The sequence below is a fragment of the Pseudomonas lini genome (assembly GCF_964063345.1).
GTDB lineage: Bacteria > Pseudomonadota > Gammaproteobacteria > Pseudomonadales > Pseudomonadaceae > Aquipseudomonas > Aquipseudomonas lini_B.
Map to the genome: position 1 here is coordinate 1,981,676 of NZ_OZ061318.1, position 20,318 is coordinate 2,001,993.

15 protein-coding genes are annotated in these 20,318 nt (G+C 58.9%); 8 read left to right on the top strand and 7 right to left on the bottom strand.

Features of this window, described 5'->3' with window-relative positions:
- Positions 1–162: 162 nt before the first annotated feature.
- The 6 genes from lon (at position 163) to cmoB (ending at position 6,582) form a co-directional block, all read left to right on the top strand.
- Positions 163–2,580 (top strand): endopeptidase La, encoded by a 2,418-nt coding sequence (lon, locus tag AB3226_RS08845; protein ID WP_367372807.1) that lies wholly within the window; start codon positions 163–165, stop codon positions 2,578–2,580.
- A 175-nt stretch (positions 2,581–2,755) separates the two neighbouring features.
- Positions 2,756–3,187: a hypothetical protein gene (locus AB3226_RS08850; protein ID WP_367372808.1), complete on the top strand. Its 432-nt coding sequence runs from the start codon at positions 2,756–2,758 to the stop codon at positions 3,185–3,187.
- 414 nt (positions 3,188–3,601) lie between these two features.
- Positions 3,602–3,994, top strand: a complete 393-nt coding sequence (locus AB3226_RS08855) for a protease inhibitor I42 family protein (RefSeq protein ID WP_367372809.1) — start codon at positions 3,602–3,604, stop codon at positions 3,992–3,994.
- Positions 3,995–3,996: 2 nt separating this feature from the next.
- Positions 3,997–4,632, top strand: coding sequence for a lysoplasmalogenase (locus AB3226_RS08860; protein WP_367372810.1), 636 nt, complete (start codon positions 3,997–3,999; stop codon positions 4,630–4,632).
- A gap of 217 nt (positions 4,633–4,849) precedes the next feature.
- Positions 4,850–5,629: a carboxy-S-adenosyl-L-methionine synthase CmoA gene (gene cmoA / locus AB3226_RS08865; protein WP_367372811.1), complete on the top strand. Its 780-nt coding sequence runs from the start codon at positions 4,850–4,852 to the stop codon at positions 5,627–5,629.
- On the top strand, positions 5,626–6,582 hold the full coding sequence (cmoB, locus tag AB3226_RS08870; RefSeq protein ID WP_367372812.1) for a tRNA 5-methoxyuridine(34)/uridine 5-oxyacetic acid(34) synthase CmoB: 957 nt from the start codon (positions 5,626–5,628) through the stop codon (positions 6,580–6,582). The genes cmoA and cmoB overlap by 4 nt, the downstream gene beginning before the upstream one ends.
- A 129-nt stretch (positions 6,583–6,711) precedes the next feature.
- On the opposite strand, the gene tadA is transcribed toward cmoB, so the two are convergent.
- On the bottom strand, positions 6,712–7,209 hold the full coding sequence (tadA, locus tag AB3226_RS08875; protein ID WP_095631346.1) for a tRNA adenosine(34) deaminase TadA: 498 nt from the start codon (positions 7,207–7,209) through the stop codon (positions 6,712–6,714).
- Entirely contained in the window at positions 7,209–8,585 is a 1,377-nt protein-coding gene (locus AB3226_RS08880) for a multicopper oxidase family protein (protein WP_367372813.1), read from the bottom strand. The genes tadA and AB3226_RS08880 overlap by 1 nt, the downstream gene beginning before the upstream one ends.
- Before the next feature lie 536 nt (positions 8,586–9,121).
- Between AB3226_RS08880 and AB3226_RS08885 the strand changes: the two genes are divergently transcribed.
- Entirely contained in the window at positions 9,122–11,194 is a 2,073-nt protein-coding gene (locus tag AB3226_RS08885) for a TerD family protein (RefSeq protein WP_367372814.1), read from the top strand.
- Positions 11,195–11,741: 547 nt separating this feature from the next.
- On the opposite strand, the gene AB3226_RS08890 is transcribed toward AB3226_RS08885, so the two are convergent.
- The 5 genes from AB3226_RS08890 to treP all read right to left on the bottom strand — a co-directional run bounded on the left by AB3226_RS08890 (position 11,742) and on the right by treP (position 19,335).
- A complete protein-coding gene (locus tag AB3226_RS08890; RefSeq protein WP_217854382.1) occupies positions 11,742–12,032 on the bottom strand; it encodes a PTS transporter subunit EIIB in 291 nt (96 codons plus the stop codon).
- A gap of 2 nt (positions 12,033–12,034) precedes the next feature.
- Positions 12,035–14,569, bottom strand: coding sequence for a phosphoenolpyruvate--protein phosphotransferase (gene ptsP / locus AB3226_RS08895; RefSeq protein ID WP_367372815.1), 2,535 nt, complete (start codon positions 14,567–14,569; stop codon positions 12,035–12,037).
- Between the two features lie 163 nt (positions 14,570–14,732).
- A complete protein-coding gene (locus AB3226_RS08900) occupies positions 14,733–15,956 on the bottom strand; it encodes a maltoporin (protein ID WP_367372816.1) in 1,224 nt (407 codons plus the stop codon).
- 106 nt (positions 15,957–16,062) lie between these two features.
- Positions 16,063–17,712 carry an alpha,alpha-phosphotrehalase gene (treC, locus tag AB3226_RS08905; protein ID WP_367372817.1) on the bottom strand — a complete coding sequence of 550 codons (1,650 nt, stop codon included), beginning with the start codon at positions 17,710–17,712 and terminating at the stop codon, positions 16,063–16,065.
- Between the two features lie 180 nt (positions 17,713–17,892).
- The gene (treP, locus tag AB3226_RS08910) at positions 17,893–19,335 is read right to left on the bottom strand and encodes a PTS system trehalose-specific EIIBC component (protein WP_367372818.1); all 1,443 of its coding nucleotides are present in this window, start codon (positions 19,333–19,335) and stop codon (positions 17,893–17,895) included.
- Between the two features lie 237 nt (positions 19,336–19,572).
- Between treP and treR the strand changes: the two genes are divergently transcribed.
- On the top strand, positions 19,573–20,277 hold the full coding sequence (gene treR, locus AB3226_RS08915; RefSeq protein WP_192345555.1) for a trehalose operon repressor: 705 nt from the start codon (positions 19,573–19,575) through the stop codon (positions 20,275–20,277).
- Positions 20,278–20,318: the final 41 nt, after the last annotated feature.

Sequence of the window (20,318 nt, forward strand, 5' to 3'; positions counted from 1 at the left end):
ACCGCAGAATTGGATATGTACTCAATCAACAAGAACCTGGCCGGCTATAAGGCCGCCAAGACCTGTCAAAACCCTGAACACACACGCTGAAATATCCACGCCCATTGAAACCACCAAAAGCCTGCCCCATCTAAGACCCATACCCTATTGCGCAGGTGCCCCATGACCGACCAGCAAGAATTCCCCGAAGACCCGAGCGAATACGCAGAAACAGACAACGCCGAACACCACTCTACCGGCAAAGGCCTCGCCCTGCCTGGCCAGAACCTGCCGGACAAGGTCTACATCATCCCGATCCACAACCGGCCCTTCTTCCCGGCGCAAGTACTGCCGGTAATCGTCAACGAAGAGCCGTGGGCCGAAACCCTCGAACTGGTCAGCCAATCCGATCACCACTCCCTGGCCCTGTTCTTCATGGACGCCCCCCAGGAAGACCCGCGCCACTTCGACACCAAAGCCCTGCCGGAATACGGCACCCTGGTCAAAGTCCACCACGCCAGTCGCGAAAACGGCAAACTGCAATTCGTTGCCCAGGGCCTGACCCGGGTGCGCATCAAAAACTGGCTCAAACACCATCGCCCACCGTATCTGGTGGAAGTCGAATACCCGCACCAGCCAACCGAGCCGACCGACGAGGTCAAGGCCTACGGCATGGCGCTGATCAACGCGATCAAGGAACTGCTGCCGCTCAACCCCCTGTACAGCGAAGAGCTGAAGAACTATCTCAACCGCTTCAGCCCCAACGACCCATCGCCGCTGACCGACTTCGCCGCCGCGCTGACCTCGGCCACGGGCAGCGAGCTGCAAGAAGTGCTCGACTGCGTGCCGATGCTCAAGCGCATGGAAAAAGTCCTGCCGATGCTGCGCAAGGAAGTCGAAGTCGCGCGCCTGCAGAAAGAAATCTCCGCCGAAGTTAACCGCAAGATCGGCGAGCATCAGCGCGAGTTCTTCCTCAAGGAACAACTCAAGGTCATCCAGCAAGAGCTGGGGCTGACCAAAGACGACCGCAGCGCCGACATCGAGCAGTTCGAGCAACGTCTGACGGGCAAGGTGTTGCCGCCCCAGGCGCAGAAGCGCATTGAAGAGGAAATGAACAAGCTGTCGATCCTCGAGACCGGTTCACCGGAATACGCAGTGACCCGCAACTACCTCGACTGGGCGACCTCAGTGCCTTGGGGCGTGTACGGCGAGGACAAACTCGACCTCAAACATGCGCGCAAGGTGCTGGACAAACACCACGCCGGCCTCGATGACATCAAGGACCGCATCCTCGAATTCCTCGCGGTCGGTGCCTATAAGGGCGAGATCAGCGGCTCTATCGTGTTGCTGGTGGGCCCGCCGGGCGTGGGCAAGACCAGCGTCGGCAAGTCCATCGCCGAATCCCTCGGCCGGCCGTTCTATCGCTTCAGCGTCGGCGGCATGCGTGACGAAGCCGAGATCAAGGGCCACCGCCGCACTTACATCGGTGCGCAACCGGGCAAACTCGTCCACGCATTGAAAGACGTCGAAGTGATGAACCCGGTGATCATGCTCGACGAGATCGACAAAATGGGCCAGAGCTACCAGGGCGACCCCGCCTCGGCGCTGCTGGAAACCCTCGATCCGGAACAGAACGTCGAATTCCTCGACCACTACCTGGATTTGCGCCTGGACCTGTCGAAAGTGCTGTTCGTCTGCACCGCCAACACCCTGGACTCAATTCCCGGCCCGTTGCTGGACCGAATGGAAGTAATTCGTCTGTCGGGTTACATCACCGAAGAGAAAGTCGCGATCGCCAAGCGTCACCTGTGGCCGAAACAGCTTGAGAAAGCTGGCGTGTCCAAGGGTAGCCTGAGCATCAGCGACAACGCATTGAAAGCCCTGATCGACGGCTACGCCCGTGAAGCCGGGGTGCGGCAGCTGGAAAAAAACCTCGGCAAACTGGTGCGCAAAGCCGTGATGAAGCTGCTCGACGAACCAAAAGCAGTGATCAAGCTCGGTCCGAAAGACCTGGAAGCCTCACTCGGCCGGCCGGTGTTCCGTAATGAGCAAGTACTGTCCGGCATTGGCGTGATCACCGGGCTGGCCTGGACCAGCATGGGCGGCGCGACGCTGCCGATCGAGGCCACGCGCATTCACACCCTCAACCGTGGCTTCAAACTCACCGGGCAACTGGGGGAAGTGATGAAGGAGTCGGCAGAAATTGCCTACAGCTACGTCAGCTCCAATCTGAAGCAATTTGGCGGTGATCCGACGTTCTTCGACGAAGCCTTCGTTCACCTTCACGTACCGGAAGGCGCCACGCCGAAAGACGGCCCGAGCGCCGGTGTGACCATGGCCAGCGCCCTGCTCTCGCTCGCCCGCAACCAGTCGCCGAAAAAAGGCGTGGCCATGACCGGTGAACTGACGCTGACCGGGCATGTACTGCCGATTGGCGGGGTGCGCGAGAAAGTCATCGCGGCGCGTCGGCAGAAGATTTTCGAGTTGATCCTGCCGGAGCCAAACCGTGGAAGCTTTGAAGAACTGCCGGATTATTTGAAGGAAGGGATTACCGTGCACTTTGCCAAGCGCTTTGTGGATGTGGCGAAGATATTGTTCTAACTTTTCCTAAAACGCTGCCAACCTCGACTGGCAGCGTTTCGCTTTATACTTTAAATAATGCACACCTATAGAGAAACGATATTAAACGCTATTACATATGACAGTAGACGCTACGGCTGACATTTTCATAGATTACCCGGACTAGATCTTTACAAATCTAAATCTGGAGCAGTCAATGGAAACCTCACCAGCTCAACAAGCGATAGCTACTGGCCTCTGGTACGTCGGCATTAAAAACGAACATTTTTTCGCTAATAAACTATATGGAACTATCTACAGCAATGTTGTCATCCTTCAAGGCTCTCATTGGCAGGACGGTACCGGCTTTGATTTTACGATAGAGATTATGGACAGTATCCCAGGTAATGAACAACAGGATTTGCCTCCGAACGGAAACTACAACTATCCATTAGAAAAAGAGAGCATCAAAGTCAGCTATCATGGCAGGACAAACAATCAATACTTTGATGGCATCCCGCAGGAGGGAAAAATAACTTTATGCCTCGATCCGATAAAAAAACTTTACCACGGCCACCTAAATATTAGGTTTTTGATCAATAAGGAATCGTTCAATATCAATAGCCTTTTCGGCATCCAGATCCCCTGATAAGTTAAAGAATCACTGATCTGTCGACGACTTCGGCAAGTCGTCGATGGGATTCTTGATACCACGCCAATAGCATCCGGAGCTACTCGAGTTATGCTCGCCGTTCGTCGTGAAAGTATCTGAAAGAAGGGATTACCGTGCACTTTTCCGCGCTTTGCGGATGTGGCGAAGATATTGTTCTGATAGTTGTGTAGCGCCTGCACCGCCGCCATCGCGGGCAAGCCCGCTCCCACAGTGGTCCGGGGTGTTCACAAATCTTGTGTTCACCACAAAACCTTGTGGGAGCGGGCTTGCCCGCGATGGCGTCGGCACTGACGACACCATCCCTCACGGCCATCCCGGTCCGACTGTCACACTTTGTCTCATCTTCAGTTATGCTCGCCGTTCGTCGTGAATGCCGGAGCCACTGATCTTATGTCCCCCACCCGCCTGTTGATCCCCATCGCCCTCGCCCTGCTGAGCGCTTGCGCCACGCAATCGAAACAGAACGTGACCGTGGAAAAACAAAGCGAATGCCCGGCGAAACTGCACAACGGGCAAAACCTGATCCTGACCCTGCCAAGCAACCCGACCACGGGTTACCGCTGGACGATTCAGGATTCGGCCGGTGGCGTGTTGCGCGCACTCAGCCCCGAGGTCTACAGCAACCCGGAAGACGCCGGGATTGTCGGCAGCGCCGGCCTTTCGACCTGGCGCTTCCAGGCTTTTGCCACCGGCACTGGCCGTTTGCGCCTGACCTATTCACAGCCGTGGGCTCCAGAAGTACCGGCCGTGGAAACCTTCGACTGCGCCATCGCGGTTAACTGATCGTGGGCTGGCTGATTCTGGCGCTGATGGGCGCGGTGACCTTTCTGTATGGCCTGAGCGTGCATGCCGCGTTGCTGTGCCTGCTGGTCAAACCGTTGCCGGTGCTGGCCCTGCTCGGCTGGTTGCACGATGCACCGCCCAGTGACTATCGGCGCTGGATCAGCCTGGGTTTGATTTTCTCTCTGGTCGGCGACGTGTTGCTGGCATGGCCGGGGGATTTGTTCGTGTTTGGCCTTGGGGCGTTTTTGGTCGCGCATTTGGCGTATCTGAAGGCTTATTTGGGCGATTGTCGGCGTCTGGCGTTGTTGCCGTTGATCATGGCGTTGAGCGTCGGCGCGGTGCTGCTGGGGATTTTGATTTCCCACGGACTGGGCCCGTTGTTGATTCCGGTGATTGTTTATGGTCTGGCCATCAGTGCGATGCTTTGGCGTGCATTGGCCCGACTCGGCACCGACGTACCCAAACGCTCGGCGCTGCTGGCGGCGGCGGGCGCGGTGGCGTTTGTGTTTTCTGACAGTGTGATTGGCATTAACCGGTTTGTGATGCCATTCCATGCCGCGCCTTACGTGATCATCCTCAGCTACTGGCTGGGGCAATGGGGGATTGCGGCGTCGGCGTTCACCCAGAAACCGCGCTGAATCCTGTGGCGAGGGAGCTTGCTCCCGCTGGGCTGCGAAGCGGCCCCAAACCCATTCAACGAGTTTTATCAGACTCACCCGATCAGCCGGTATTACGACTGCTATGCAGCCGAGCGGGAGCAAGCTCCCTCGCCACAACAGCATGTCACTCCATTTACCGAGGTTAGCCCGGCGGTTTATCAGACAACCCGCGCATCCCCCCGTCAATTTGGCTAAAATGCCGGCCTTTTCCACCTACGCCGCTGGAACCGCCGTGAGCAAAGAATCCGATCGCCTTTTCGCCCAGCCTTTGACCCAGGTGCCTGACTTCGCCTTTAACGAGGACGTGGTTCGGGTGTTCCCGGACATGATCAAGCGCTCGGTGCCGGGTTATCCGACCATCGTGGAAAACCTCGGCGTGCTCGCCGCGCAGTTCGCCCAGCCCAACAGCGTGCTCTACGACCTGGGCTCGTCCCTCGGCGCGGTGACTCAGGCCCTGCGCCGTCACGTGCGCACCGACGGCTGCCGCGTCATCGCTGTGGATAACTCCGCCGCCATGGTCGAGCGTTGCCGCGAATACCTCAACGGCCAGGACTCGATGTTCCAGGAGTTGCTGCCGGTGGAAGTGATCGAAGGCGACATCCTCGCCCTGCCATTTCAGCCAGCCTCGGTGGTGGCGCTGAACTTCACCCTGCAATTCATCGCTCCGGACCAACGCACCGCGCTGCTCTCGCGCATCCGCCAATCGTTGTTGCCCGGCGGCGCGCTGATCCTCTCGGAGAAGCTGCGCTTCAACGACCCCGAAGAACACGCACTGCTCACCGACCTGCACGTGGCCTTCAAACGCGCCAACGGCTACAGCGAACTGGAAATCGCCCAGAAGCGCAGCGCCATCGAAAACGTCATGAAGCCCGACAGCCTCGAAGAACACCGCGAGCGCCTTCTGGCCGCCGGGTTCTCGAAAGTCGTGCCGTGGTTCCAGTGTCTTAACTTTGCCTCGTTGATTGCCTTGCCATGATTGATCTGTCCCCCCTCGCCCGCCGTCTGGCCGGTACACCGCTGGCCGAATGGGCCAACACCCTGCAGCGTCAACTCGACCAGAAGATGGAAAAGGGTCACGGCGATCTGGAACGCTGGCAGAGCGCGCTGGACGCGTTGCCGAAGATTCAGCCAAGCGAAGTCGATTTGTTGAATGGCTTGAAACTGGACACCGATTGCGACTTTGAGACCCGCGCGCAAATGCGCACCGCACTGATGGGTTTGTCGCCTTGGCGCAAAGGCCCGTTCGACCTGTTCGGCGTGCATGTCGACACGGAATGGCGTTCGGACTGGAAGTGGTCCCGGGTAGCTCCGCACTTGGACCTGAAAGGCAAACGCATTCTCGATGTCGGTTGCGGTAACGGTTATTACATGTGGCGCATGCTCGGCGCCGGTGCTGACAGTGTGATCGGCGTCGACCCCAACTGGCTGTTCTTCTGCCAATTCCAGGCCGTGCAGCGTTACCTGTCCGAACCCAATGCCTGGCACTTGCCGTTTCCCTTTGAGGATCTTCCTCCCAATCTGGAAGGCTTCGACACAGTGTTTTCCATGGGCGTGTTCTATCACCGCCGCTCGCCGATCGAGCATTTGCTGGCGCTGAAGGATTGCCTGGTCAAGGGCGGTGAACTTGTGCTGGAGACGCTGGTGATCGAAGGCGATCAGCAGCAGGTATTGGTGCCCGAAGACCGTTACGCGCAGATGCGTAACGTGTGGTTCCTGCCATCGGTGCCCGCGCTGGAACTGTGGCTGCGCCGCGCCGGGTTCAGCGATGTGCGTTGCGTGGATGTGAGCGTGACCACAGTCGAGGAACAACGCGGGACCGAGTGGATGAAGTATCAGTCGTTGAGCGACTTCCTTGACCCGCAAGATCACAGCAAAACAGTTGAAGGGCTGCCGGCGCCGATGCGCGCTGTCATCGTCGCCCGCAAGTAGCCTCAATCTCCCAGACACCAGATAACCCTGTGGGAGCGGGCTTGCCCGCGATAGCGGTGGTTCAGTCAACATCAATGTTTGATGTGCCGACGCCATCGCGGGCAAGCCCGCTCCCACAGGTATCGGTGTTTACTCTGAAGGTTTTGCTCTGCGGGCCTTAAAGAACTCGCTCAACACCGCGCCACACTCCTCCGCCAACACCCCGCCCTCATACAACACCCGGTGATTCAAAAAGCCCTGGGTGAAGAACTGCCCCTGGCTCTGCACAATCCCGGCCTTGGGCTCCAGCGCGCCATACACCACCCGCGCGATCCGCGAGTGCACGATCAGCCCGGCGCACATGCTGCACGGCTCAAGCGTCACATAGAGCGTACTGCCCGGCAGGCGATAGTTGCTGGCGGCCTGGGCCGCGGCGCGGATCGCGACCATCTCGGCGTGGGCGCTGGGGTCGTTGCCGCTGATCGGGCAGTTGAAACCGCGCCCGATGATTTCACCGTCCTGCACCAGCACCGCGCCCACCGGCACTTCACCCAGCGCCGCGCCTTGAGCGGCAAGGGCCAGGGCTTCGCGCATGAAGTCGCGATCACGGCTACGGTCGATAATCGCTGCGGGGCGAATCTGACGCATCACGCCACCTCGATGGCGGCCATCAGGCCGGTTTCCATGTGGTCGATCACATGGCAGTGGAACATCCAGACCCCAGGGTTATCCGCCACCAGCGCCACTTGCGCACGCTCGTTCTTGCCCAACAGGTACGTGTCGGTGAAGTACGGGATGACCTTGTGCCGGTTCGAGGCAATGACCTTGAAGCTCATGCCATGCAGGTGGATCGGGTGTTGATACTGAGTCATGTTCTTCAATTCGAAAATATAGCTTTTGCCCTTTTCGAGCTTGGCAATCGGTCGGTCGGCGCAGGTCTTGTCGGTGATGTCCCAGGCCTTGCCGTTGATCTGCCACAGACTTGGCTGCTTGCCGTTTTCGACATTGACCGACACCGAGCCTACCCATTCAAAATTGAAGTTGAGTTTCTGGGCATTGGCCAGGTCCGGCTCGGCCACCGGGTTGGCGGGCAGCGCCGGCGGCCACTCGGTCGGCGCATCAGTGTTCGCCACTGAGCGGAAGGTGCCCAGGCGTACCGGGCCATTGCGCAGGGATAACTCTTCGCCGGTCGGCGGTGCCTTGATCGCCAAGCAAATGCGCATACCCGGGCCCAGCCAGTATTCCTTGCCCAGTGGGCGCGGTTCAATCGGATTGCCGTCCAACGCATAGATCTGCGCTTCGACGCCAGGAATGTTCAGGCGGTACGTCAGCGTGTTGTCGAGGTTGAGCAGGCGTACACGAGTGATCTGCCCGGCAGGCAAGTCGATCACCGCTTGTGAGACGCCGTTGATGGTCGACAAGCCCCCCGCCGTGCCGCCACGGGCCGCTTCGCGAGGAATGCTGAACGCTACGAAAGCGCCCTCTTCATCGACGTGCCAGCTCTTGAGGCTCAAGGTCTTTTCGTATTTGAAACCGGTGGGCTCGCGCTCTTCGATAATCAGCGGGCCGACAAGCCCGCGACCGAGCTCTTCGCTGCTGTTCACGTGCGGGTGATACCAGTAGCTGCCGGCGTCAGGCACGCGGAATTTATAGTCAAAGTACTCGCCCGGCAGCACCGGCAATTGCGAGACGTATGGCACGCCATCCATTTCCAGCGGCAGGCGGATGCCGTGCCAGTGAATGGTGGTCGCTACCGGCAGGTGATTGATGAAGCGCACCCGCAGCCATTCACCCTGACGCACGCGCAACTCAGTACCCGGCGCCGACGGGCCGAACGCCCAGGCAGGCGTCTTGTGCCCGGCCACCAGTTCGACGTCCAGCGGTGCGGCGATCAACTCATAGTCGTGGCCGGCGTCAGCGTCGGCCATTTTGCCCAGCCAGTAACGCGACGCGCCACCGGCCCCCACGCCAACCACCACAAGACCGGCCAGGCCACCGAGTATTTGTCGACGGGTAAAGGACATGAACTCAACTACCTCACGTATCAGCCACAGGCACGGGGCCTGCAAAAGGCGAATACGATACACCTGCGGTTGAGAAACAGTAAGAAATCCTGAATGAAAAAACGTGTGGGGGTTGTCCACCGTGTGTTCGAAAAAGAGGACAGGTCGAGCAGTCAGTGCGCGCTTTCACCGCACGGCGTAAAAAACGCCAATACCGCCGCGACAATAAACAACGCAGGCACTTCGCCGACCGCAGGGCACACTTGGCCAATCATGCCGCCACTCGTCTGGTCGGTGGACCAGCGACTTGTCGTTCATCAGCCCCCTATTCTTCCGGTGAAGCAGCTTGTTACCGTTGGGATGCGCAGCAACCTGACAAACAGGGAAAACCTTCCGTAGAATGCCTTCGTGGCTATGGAACACCTTCCTTCTAAACCTCCTATGACCTAGGGGTTCCGCTCTCCACACCGCGCCTGCTTCTTGCAGGCGTTTTTATATCGGCTGTAGACACGATGCTGCAGCTCGTTCACGACGGCGGCCAAGGGAGAAAATCAAGCATGAATCAGGAGCTGTTCCTGCGTCGCCGTAGCAAAGTTCACGTCCCGATGGGCACTGGCGGTGCCTCGCGCGCTCAGGTCGCGTCGGCTGTCCGGGAAGTCGCGGCGTTCCGATGCGTGCTATCAGAGCCTCTGATTGAGCAAATCGGCATGTTGTCAGCGACAGAGCTCAAGCTGTGGTTGCGCGACATTGTCGGAGTCCTTCGGCGGAAGACTGGCGCTCATGTGCACCACCGGCCGTTTTATCCTGACTTTCCAGAGCAGGTTCTGACGGCCTCAGAGGCGGAGTTGTACCTTAACGCCGTCATGCATTACCTCACACTTTGGCGTTTATCACCGAATGAAGACTCTCGACCTTCGCTGCTCGAAGGCAACTTCATATCCTGGGTTATCGAACCGGGAAGCATCAATGAGTTCGAGTCACTGCTCGAACCGCTGGTTTCATCGCGCACCTCGCTCTCCGAAGAGGAAACTGCCGATGTCGTCTGGTTTGTCCGAGAGTACAAAAGCGATGTATTCCGTCTGCTGCCTGAGGTCGTCCCGTTCCGGGAGATCCGTGCACAGCTTGGCGGCGCACTTATCCTGCATGTCGCCAGCGATGCAGGGGTGGACGCATTCCTGGAGCGAAACGTCGAAACGGCGACTGACGTGCTACGACTCACGGTTGCGCTGAATGGAGGAGACGTGTCGCTGGCGACAGCTTCGACACGTTTCACAGCGATGAAGCGCTCCATGCGCCGTCTGCTGTTGCGCCTGCTCGACCACATACCCAACGCTACAGAAGACGTGATGCGACATGTTGAGCGCTGGAAGCGCCTGGCTGAAGTACTGCATCCGGGCGACTACGCCGACAAGTACCCACGAGCGCTCGCCGCCATCACGGCAGCGCGTCGCAACGAAGCGCCAGCTTCATTTGGATCACGTGTCGAAACATTGCTCGCCCAGCGTCACTTCGCAACGCTTACGCCCATACTACAGAGCCGTCCTGGTGAGTTCGCACGACGGCTGGACGCGACCCTGCGGTGCACGACGGAACCAGAGTCGGTTCTCGACGCGTTCGAGGCTGTTGCGACACAAGTGTCGTCACCTGTCCTGCTGCAGTTGCTGGCCCAAGTACGCGCTCCGCGCCCCCTGCCCCTGCGGGCCTTCACACCGAAAGGTTCATTCGCCAAAATCTATGGCATCAAGGATCGACGCGAACCGCTCACACCCGACGTGTTGGCTCGTGCAGCCCGAATCTGCGAAGACGCTCTCGTAAAGCGTTTTGCGTCGCTGCCGCCACTAGGCCGCTGTTTCATCGATCCAGAATTACGCGAATACAGGGTGCCGCTGGCGCAGCGTGCCTCATCGAAATCGCTACGTACGCTGGTGCGGGGCAGTCGGTTGCCTATACCTGACACACGTTTTATTCGCCTGTTCCTATGGTGGAAAAACGGTCGTGAACGCACTGACATTGACCTGTCGGCCGCTTTTTTCGACGCCAACTTCGTGTTCACACAAACGGTCGCGTACTACAACCTGAAGGATTTCGGCGGCTACCACAGCGGCGACATCGTCGACGCGCCCAACGGGGCTTCGGAGTTCATCGACCTCGACCTTGATGTCCTCGTCGAAAGGGGTATCCGCTATATCGTCACGTCTATCAACTCATTCACCGAGCAACCGTACTGCGATCTTCCAGAATGCTTCGCTGGCTGGATGGCCCGCACCGACACGGCGTCGGGTGAAGTGTTCGAGCCGCGATCCGTGTTCGACCGCATCGATATCGCATCCGACACAGTTATCTGCCTGCCATTCGTAATGGACTTGCAGGAACGACGTATGATCTGGGCCGATCTGGGGCTCACTTCATCTCCACGATGGAACAACGTCGGGAACAACCTCAGTGGGATATCGTTGATGCTGCGGGCTTTGGTGCATACACCACGGCCTGATTTGGAGACTCTGTTCGATTTACATGTACGCGCACGGGGGGAACGAGTGGCTTCGCCCCAGCAAGCACAGGCGGTGTTTGCGCCTGATCAAGGGACAACGCCGTTCGATACGGATTTGATTCGATCGCAGTTTCTCTAATACCTACGCCAGCCTTTACCGCTTGAAAACGACAGCTCTTACTTCGGAGCTTTCCACCCAAAAAAATGCCAGTCAGCATAACTGACTGGCATTGGCTAAACCCCTTCCTGCGCTCCTCCGACTCTAGCGCTGCATTCTAGTCAGTGCCGGGCGTCCCATCATTCCCATTCCGTTACGGGATGGGTGTGATGTGCTGGATGTGATTGGGCGGCGGTTGCGGGCTCGGCCTTCGGACTAACGTCGAGCGTTTTTTTGTGGCGAGGGAGCTTGCTCCCGCTGGGCTGCGGAGCGGCCCTAAAGTCAGCAGCCTGGTTTTGCCAGGCATACCGCGGTGTTTGGTTTGGCGACTGCTGCGCAGTCGAACGGGGCGATGCGGCGTTCCGACAAGCCCCCTCACCACAGGGTTTTGTGGTGGTCTCAGGTTTCTTGGGGCTGCTGCGCAGCCCAGCGGGAGCAAGCTCCCTCGCCACAAGGGCAAGATCAAAAGATCGCAGCCTTCGGCAGCTCCTAAGGGGGCGGCAAGCGCCCCCTCACCACAAAGGTCCGGTTATGGCTGAAGACCGGTGATCAGATGAACAACCCCATCCTCCAGCATCATCACTCCCGGCACCCCTGCCACCGTCAACGCCTGTCGATCCATTCGCGTCATATCCCGCAATTCCACCCGCACCCGGGTCAGCGCCACCGGTTGTTGCGACTTGAGGTTATCCACTCCGCCAAGCGCGGCCACGACATTCGCGGCCAAACCGAAAACAGGCTGAGCCTCCAGTTTCGGCTCATCCACCACCAAATCCGGCGTCAACGCTTTCCAGAACGCTCGCTGCATTTTCTCGAACATGCTCAGTTCTCCAGAATCAATGAAGTATCGACCGTCGCCTCGTGGTGCAGCCGCAGTGCATCGCGCACCTGCTCGGCACTATCCAGCCCCAGCACCTGCTGGGCGATGGCTTGGCAGTCCAGCAGATCCATTTCACGAACCGTCGCTTTGATCGCCGGAATCAACGGCACGCTCACCGACAGTTCATCCACGCCAAGCCCCAACAACAGCGGCACCGCCAGTTTTTCCGAAGCCATGGCGCCGCACACGCCGACCCATTTGCCATGGGCATGAGCGGCTTTCACAGTGTTGGCGATCAGCCGCAGTACCGATGGATGAAAGCTGTCGGCTTGACTGGCCAGCCGGGGATGATCGCGATCCATGGCCAGGGTGTATTGGGTCAGGTCGTTGGTGCCGATGGAGAAGAAATCCACCTCGGGCGCAAACAGATCAGCCATCAGCGCCGCCGCCGGCACTTCGATCATGATCCCCAGCTTCGGCAGTTCGGTAAGCCCTAATGCCAGCGCCTCTTCTTCAAGCAGCTGACGGGCCAGCCGCAACTCCGACAGCTGCGTGACCATCGGCAGCATGATGTGCAGGCGCGCTAGCCCGGCGCTGCTCAGAATCGCCTTGAACTGATCGCGCAACAGCTGCGGACGCTCCAGGCATAAGCGAATTCCGCGCATGCCCAGGAACGGGTTGGTTTCGCGCTCCATCGGCACATACGCCAAGGGTTTGTCACCGCCGACATCCAGGGTTCGCACCACCAGATTGCGCGCCGGCCCCAGAGCGCGGGCGATGGCGCTGTAGGTGGAGGCCTGCTCGTCATGGCTCGGCGCGTGATTGCGATCCAGATAAAGAAACTCCGAACGCAACAAACCAACGCCCTCGCCGCCCAGCGCCATGGCCTGTTCGGCTTCGGCCAGCGACGCGATATTGGCGGTGATTTCAAAGTGATGCCCATCGCGGGTACAGGCAGCAAACCCTGCATTTTCCAGCTCGTATTGCTGGCGTTTCTTTTGTTGCTGACGATTGGCTTGCAACTGCTCAATGGTGGCCAGCTCGGGATCCAGCTGCAACTCGCCCTTGTCGGCATCGAGCAAAACCCGGGTGCCATTGATCAGTGCCAGCACCTGAACCGGCAAGCCGCAGATCGCCGGCAAACCGGAGGCCCGCGCCAGAATTGCCACGTGGCTGGTGGCGCCACCGCCGACCGTGGCGAACCCCAGCACCTTGCGCGTGTCCAGGCCAGCCGTTTGGGAGGGCGTCAGTTGCTCGGCAATCAGAATCGCCCCGTCGGGCAACTCCATCGCACGATCCTCAACGCCGAGAATCAGCTTGAGTACCCGTTGACCGACGTCGGCCAAATCCGCCGCCCGTTCCGCCAGCAAGGCATTGCCCAGGCTTTTGAACAAGACTGCCGTCGACTCGGTGGCCGCTCGCCAGGCGAAAGCGGCGCTTTTGCCGGCGTCGATCAGTGCCAGGGCCTGATCCAGCAGGCCAGGGTCTTCGAGCAGTTCCTGATGAGCCTTGAAGATGTCTGCCTGGGCGTCACCCGTGGCCTTGTCTCGCAACTGCTGCAAGGCCAGAGCCGCCTCAGCCAACGCCCGGGACAGGTGTTCGCGCTCAACTTGAGGACTCACACCGAACTCACTCACCTCGAGAGTCTGCTCGGCAATTTGCACCACCTGGCCAAACGCCGACCCCGGCGATGCACAGACGCCGCGCAGCACCTTCAGCGATGAGGCCTCAGCAGCAACTGTCTCGACCTCTGCCATCACCGTCACGGCTTCCCCGCAACCGGCGGCCAGCAACTCGGCCAGCGTATTGATCGCCATTTCGGCATCCACGCCCGCCGCGCTGACCTGCAGGACGTCACCATGGGCGGACTGCAAGGCCATGATCGCCACCAGGGATTTGGCGTTCGCGCTGTCCTGCTGTTTATGCAGGCAAATGCTCGCCAAAAAACCTTTCGCCGCCTGGGCAAACACTGCCGCAGGGCGAGCGTGCAAGCCGTTGGCATTGGGCAGCGTCACCGGTTTGGAGAACAGCGCCTCCCCCTTCTGCGCAATGTCCTCATCGGCCGCCACTTCGGATGGATTCAAACTCAGCAGCGGCTGACCGCTTTCCACCACACCCGTTGCGGGCGTCAACCAAGTGAACGGCTCGCCGCTGACCACCAGCATCAAGGTCAACAAACTGCGGGCGTTCAAGGCAATGTAATCGGCATCGAACTCGATCAGCGCCTGCCCCACCACCACTCGCTGACCCTCCTCCACCAACCGGGTGAAACCCTTTCCGGCCAGGTTCACGGTATCGAGGCCGATGTGCATCAGCACCTGCACGCCATTGTCGTCGGTGATGCTGACGGCATGCCCACTGACCTGCACATTGCTGATCACCCCGGCCAGCGGTGCGCACAAGGTTTGCGAAGTCGGATCGATGCACAGACCGTCGCCGATCACGCGACTGGAAAACACCTGATCGGGCACTTGGTCCAGCGGCATCAGCACGCCGGACAAGGGTGCCAGCAGTTGCAATTGTTGGGGTGTGGCCATGACGTCACCTGCTGTTTTGTTCTTTATAAAAGACGCTTGCGATCTCGCGGTACCCGGTAGGAGCTGCCGAAGGCTGCGATCTTTTCTCTTGGGCTCACTTGAATCTCAAGCGGTAGATCAAAAGATCGCAGCCTTTGGCAGCTCCTACCGGGTTATGCGGCGTTTATTTCCACCAATACTCGACCTGCAATCCGACGTTCGAACCGTGTCGCGCCGTGCCGAAGGCGCCGGTGTCGGACAACGCCGAACCCGCCGCCAATTCATTGGCCGCCCGTTTGGCCGCCTCGTTCCAACTGGCATAGGTGTAATACAGACGCACCTCGGGACGCGCCCAGAATTCCGCGCCCTTGGGTGACCAAGTCGGGGCGAAGGTGAACTTGTTCAGCTTGCGCGTCCCACCCGTGGCGTCGACCTGATCGTGCCCCAGTTCAGTCACCAGTTTGAACTGCTCGGTGATCGCATAGGCAGGGCGAATCCCAAGGGAAATCCAGTTCTGGTCGGCGCCGTCCGGACGAATGTCTTTCTGGTAGACCGCTTCGACTTGCCCGCCGAAACGCGGCGTCACTTGCCAGTCAAAGAACTCCACCACCCGGTAGCTTTTGCTGTTGTCGTCCAGCTTCACGTTACCGGTATAGCCCAACCCGGTGCCCGGACCTTCGCCATACTGAAAGGCCAGTTTGTTCTTGCCGCCCAGAAAACCCTTCTGCACATGCTGGGTGGTGATCGCCCAACCGCGATGCGCGTCGCGGCTGTCGGGTTTGTCGATGTAGCTCAGGCCGAATTCCAGCTCACCGCCAGGGTTGGTATTGAAGCCGGCGACGTTGAAATCGTGACGGTTGATGTAGTCCTTCTGGTACAGGTTGTCCTTGCGCGAGAAGGCGTAGCTGTACTTCAGATCACCGATCAGCACATCTTCGATACCGCCACCGGTGGCGCTCTGGTTCCAGTAGTAGAAGTCGGAAATGTGGATATCGTTCCGTTTGTAGTAACGCCGACCGGCCCACAGCGAACCGCCGTTGAGGCTGGGCATGTTCGACCACTGCGCGTAAAGCTGCGGCAGGCGCACCGAGCCGTTGTCGCCATTAAATGTCAGGTCTTTGTCGTACTGGTTATACAGCGATGCCATGCCGTCGACACTGAGCACCGAACCATCGTCCAGGGTGTACAGATCCTGGCGCAATTCAAGTTCGGCGTATTGCTCGCATTCGTTACCCAAGCGGTATTTGGTCTGCGCTCCCGGCAGCTGGAAACACTGCTGTTTACCGCTGTTAACCGAGGTGCCGACGCCGCTGCGCAAGTAACCGGCGAATTCCAGCGCCTGGGCCGACAGTGGTAACGCCAGGCACACACCCGCCGCTACAAGGCTGCGATTTATTGTTGTTTTCAAGAACCACCTCATTATTTTTATTGTGTGATGCAGCAAAATCGGCGCGCAAAACTCCCCCGCGCAGCGTTCTGCGTGTTTTTAAAACGGTGTATTTATTGGTTAAGCGTTAGTGGTCGCTCAGGTGCAGAACGAACGACTCATAAGGTCGTAAAAAGACCTGTCGGCTCCGATCCGGACAGTCCGGGTAGTTGCTGATCAGCAGACGTTGAGCCATCGCTTCATTGATCACGTCAGGCGGTAGTTCGACTTCGCACGGCGAGCCATAGAAGTTGTTCAACACCAGCAAACGCTCACCATCGCCTTCACGCACGTACGCCCAGATTCTCGTGTGCTCAGGCAATAACTGCCGATACACGCCGTCGGACATCAGCGCTTCACTGCGGCGTAGGGCAATCAGCTGACGGTAGTGATGCAGCACGGAATCCGGATCGTCGAGTTGATACGCGACGTTGATCTGGGCCGCGTTGGCCGGCACCCCGATCCATGGTTCGGCAGCGCTGAAACCGGCGTTCGGCTCGGCGTTCCAGTGCATCGGCGTGCGACCGTTGTCCCGGGACTTCTGCATGATCGCCGCCATGTTGTCGACGTCGCTGCTACCGGCTTCGCGCTTGAGCCGGAAGATGTTCAGGGTTTCGACATCGCGGTACTGATCGATGTGATCGAACCCCGGATTGGTCATGCCCAGCTCTTCACCCTGGTACACGAACGGCGTGCCCTGCAGGAAATGCAGCGCCGTGCCGAGCATCTTCGCCGACACCACCCGATGCTCGCCGTCGTGACCAAAACGCGAGACCACACGCGGCTGGTCGTGGTTACACCAGAACAACGCGTTCCATCCGCCGCCGGCCTGCATCCCGGTTTGCCAATCGGACAGGATGCGCTTGAGTGCGAGGAAGTCGAAATCGGCGCGAACCCACTTTTGCAGGTTCGGGTAATCCACCTTCAGGTGATGAAAGTTGAAGGTCATCGACAGCTCTTTCGACTCTGGTCGCGAGTAGCGAATGCAGTGTTCCAGGCTGGTGGATGACATCTCGCCGACGTTGATCAGGTCATGGCCTTCGAACACTTCGCGGTGCATTTGCTGCAAGTAGTCGTGGACGTTCGGGCCGTCGGTGTAGAAGCGCCGACCGTCGCTGTTGTCCTCAGGGAAGTCCGCCGGTTTGGAAATCAGGTTGATCACGTCCAGACGGAAACCGCCCACACCTTTATCGCGCCAGAAACGCATCATCTTGAAGACTTCGGCACGCACCTGGGGGTTGTCCCAGTTCAGGTCGGCCTGCGTGTGGTCGAACAAGTGCAGGTAATACTGACCGGTCTGGGCCTCGTATTCCCAGGCCGAACCGCCGAACTTGGATTCCCAGTTGTTCGGCTGATCGCGCCAGATGTAGAAATCGCGGTAAGGGTTATCGAGGCTGCTGCGGGCCTGCTGGAACCAGGTGTGCTCGATCGAGGTGTGATTGACCACGATGTCGAGCATCAACTTGATCTCGCGCTTACCGGCTTCGGCGATCAGCAACTCGCAGTCAGCCATGGTCCCGTAGCTTGGATCAATGGCGTAGTAATCGCTGATGTCGTAACCGTTGTCGCGCTGGGGTGAACGCAGGAACGGCGTGATCCACAGACAATCGACACCCAGCCAGTGCAGGTAATCGAGCTTGGCCACGACGCCGAGCAAATCCCCCGTGGGGTTGCCGGCGTGGCTGTGAAAACTCTTCGGGTAGATCTGGTAGATCACCGAACGTTGCCAGTCTTGCATGGCGGGATTCCTTCGATAAGTTTTGTACTGGCTATTTCTTTTGTGGCGAGGGGGCTTGCCCCCGTTCGGCTGCGCAGCAGTCGTAGAACCTGCAAATGCGGTGTGCCTGAAGCAATGACGTTGCAGATTTCAGGGCCGCTGCGCGACCCAACGGGGCAAGCCCCCTCGCCACAGGATCTGTCAGGCAACACGATACCCAGGCCGAACAATCCTCATGCTCAACCCGCAGGTCAGAACAAACGGCACGACCATGGCAATCACCATCCCGACCACGAACATCGGAATGAATTGAGGAATGATCGAGATGAAACCGGGCAAGCCGCCGACACCGATCGCCGAAGCCTGGACCTTGTTCAGCGACAGGAAGATGCAGCCCAGCGCTGAGCCGATCAGGGCCGCATAGAACGGAAATTTGTAGCGTAGATTGACCCCGAACATGGCCGGTTCGGTGATGCCGAAGTAGGCAGAAATCGCCGAGGTCGAGGCCATGCTTTTGTCCCGCACACTACGGGTCATGTAGAACACCGCCAGTGCCGCGCTGCCCTGCGCAAGGTTGGACATGACGATCATCGGCCAGATGAAAGTGCCGCCCTGGGTGGAGATCAGTTGCAGGTCGACCGCAAGAAACATGTGGTGCATGCCGGTGATCACCAGCGGTGCGTAGAGCAGGCCGAAAATCGCGCCGCCGACCATGGGCGCCAGGTCGAACAGAGTGACCACGCCTTCGGTGATGAGAATCCCCAGATGGCGGGTCACCGGACCAATCACCGCCAGCGCCAGCACACCGGTGACGACGATCGTGGTGATCGGTACCACCAGCAATTGCACCGCGTTAGGCACCCTCGCCCGCAGCCACTTTTCGATGACGCTCATCACATAGGCCGCCATCAGGATCGGCAGGATTTGACCCTGATAACCGACCTTCTCGATTTGAAACAGACCGAGGATGTCGAAGTACGGCAGGCTCTGCCCCTCCAGCCCGGCCACCGCTTTGCCGTAGTTCCAGGCGTTGAGAAGATCCGGGTGCACCAGCATCAAGCCGAGCACGATGCCGAGGATTTCGCTGCCGCCAAAGCGCTTGGCCGCCGACCAGCCCACCAGTGCAGGAAGAAACACGAACGAGGTGTTGGCCATCAGGTTGATCAGGCTCCAGAGCCCGTCAAGCTTGGGGTAGGCGTCCAGCAGGGTCTTGCCCTCGATGAACATGCCCTTGGCGCCGATCAGGTTGTTGATGCCCATCAACAGGCCGGCAATGATCAGCGCCGGGAGGATCGGCATGAACACGTCGGAAAACACCCGCACCAATCGCTGCATCGGGTTGATCTTGTCGGCGCTTTTCTGTTTGACGTCGGCGATGGTCGAGGCGGTGAGACCGGTTTGCCGGCGCAGCTCGGCGTAGACCTTTTCCACTTCACCGGGACCGATGACCACCTGGAACAGGCCACCGGTAAAGAACGAACCCTTGACCAGATCGATCTGGTTCAACGTGGCGCTATCGACCAGTTTCGGGTCCTTGAGAGCCAGGCGCAGCCGTGTGACGCAATGCGCAGCCTGCTCGAGGTTGTCGCTGCCACCGAGGCTGTGCAGCAGCTCAGTGACGATGTTCGGATAGTCATGGCTCATGCTTGTTCGTCCGCTGTAGTTTTTTGTTATTGGCAGCATGCCGAAGCGAAAAGTACTCGTCTGTACGAGTTATTGCAACAACTCGTACAGACGAGTTTGATTTTGTTTACCATGAACCCGACAGGCGGCGACATTTCCTACCTCCGAAGTCAAAGAAACCTAAAGCCACATGGACAAACCCCTACCCTGCCCTTAAGGTTCAAAACCTTGAGCACAGCGCGGCATAGAGCCATCCCCATGAGTAAATACAACCAGATCTACAGCGATCTGCTTGCCAGCATCACGACCGAACGTCTGGAACGCGGCGCACGTCTGCCTTCCGAAACCGAACTGATGGACAGCTATCAGGCCAGCCGCGGCACCGTGCGCAAAGCCATCGAGCAATTGCAGGAGCGCGGTTTCGCCCAGAAAGTCCACGGTAAAGGCACCTTCGTGCTGTCGACCAACCCGATCGAATTTCAGCTCGGCGGCATCGTCAGCTTCCAGGAAACCTACCCGCGACTGGGTAACGACGTCAGCACCGAGGTGGTCGAATTCACTCAGATCCCCCTTGAAGGCCCGCTGCTCGAACATATCAAGGCAGAAGAAGGCAGCCTGATCACGCGGATCAAGCGCGTGCGGCGAATCGACGGCAAACGGGTGATCCTCGACATCAACCATTTCGTCAGCGACGTGATTCCCGGCCTGTCCCGCGATATCGCCGAACAATCGATCTACGCCTTCATCGAGCAAACCCTGCAACTGCAAATCGCCTACGCCCAACGCACCATCGAAGCGGTGCCCCGCAGCAAGGACGACCAGCAACACCTGGACCTCGACGGGCAAAGCCATGTGATCGTGGTTAGTAACCAGACGTTTTTGCAGGATGGCAGGCAGTTCGAGTACACCGAATCGCGACATACCCTGGACAAGTTTTACTTTTCGGATGTAGCCCGGCGCTGAAACGCAAAAGGCCCCGTGAACTCGCGTTCACGGGGCCTTTC

What these genes read in the sequence shown, in the direction of transcription:
- lon (WP_367372807.1), top strand. Translation starts at nt 163, where the DNA reads ATGACCGACCAGCAAGAATTCCCCGAAGACCCGAGCGAATACGCAGAA.
- AB3226_RS08850 (WP_367372808.1), top strand. Translation starts at nt 2,756, where the DNA reads ATGGAAACCTCACCAGCTCAACAAGCGATAGCTACTGGCCTCTGGTAC.
- AB3226_RS08855 (WP_367372809.1), top strand. Translation starts at nt 3,602, where the DNA reads ATGTCCCCCACCCGCCTGTTGATCCCCATCGCCCTCGCCCTGCTGAGC.
- cmoA (WP_367372811.1), top strand. Translation starts at nt 4,850, where the DNA reads ATGCCGGCCTTTTCCACCTACGCCGCTGGAACCGCCGTGAGCAAAGAA.
- cmoB (WP_367372812.1), top strand. Translation starts at nt 5,626, where the DNA reads ATGATTGATCTGTCCCCCCTCGCCCGCCGTCTGGCCGGTACACCGCTG.
- tadA (WP_095631346.1), bottom strand. Translation starts at nt 7,209, where the DNA reads ATGCGTCAGATTCGCCCCGCAGCGATTATCGACCGTAGCCGTGATCGC.
- AB3226_RS08880 (WP_367372813.1), bottom strand. Translation starts at nt 8,585, where the DNA reads ATGTCCTTTACCCGTCGACAAATACTCGGTGGCCTGGCCGGTCTTGTG.
- AB3226_RS08885 (WP_367372814.1), top strand. Translation starts at nt 9,122, where the DNA reads ATGAATCAGGAGCTGTTCCTGCGTCGCCGTAGCAAAGTTCACGTCCCG.
- AB3226_RS08890 (WP_217854382.1), bottom strand. Translation starts at nt 12,032, where the DNA reads ATGTTCGAGAAAATGCAGCGAGCGTTCTGGAAAGCGTTGACGCCGGAT.
- ptsP (WP_367372815.1), bottom strand. Translation starts at nt 14,569, where the DNA reads ATGGCCACACCCCAACAATTGCAACTGCTGGCACCCTTGTCCGGCGTG.
- treC (WP_367372817.1), bottom strand. Translation starts at nt 17,712, where the DNA reads ATGCAAGACTGGCAACGTTCGGTGATCTACCAGATCTACCCGAAGAGT.
- treP (WP_367372818.1), bottom strand. Translation starts at nt 19,335, where the DNA reads ATGAGCCATGACTATCCGAACATCGTCACTGAGCTGCTGCACAGCCTC.
- treR (WP_192345555.1), top strand. Translation starts at nt 19,573, where the DNA reads ATGAGTAAATACAACCAGATCTACAGCGATCTGCTTGCCAGCATCACG.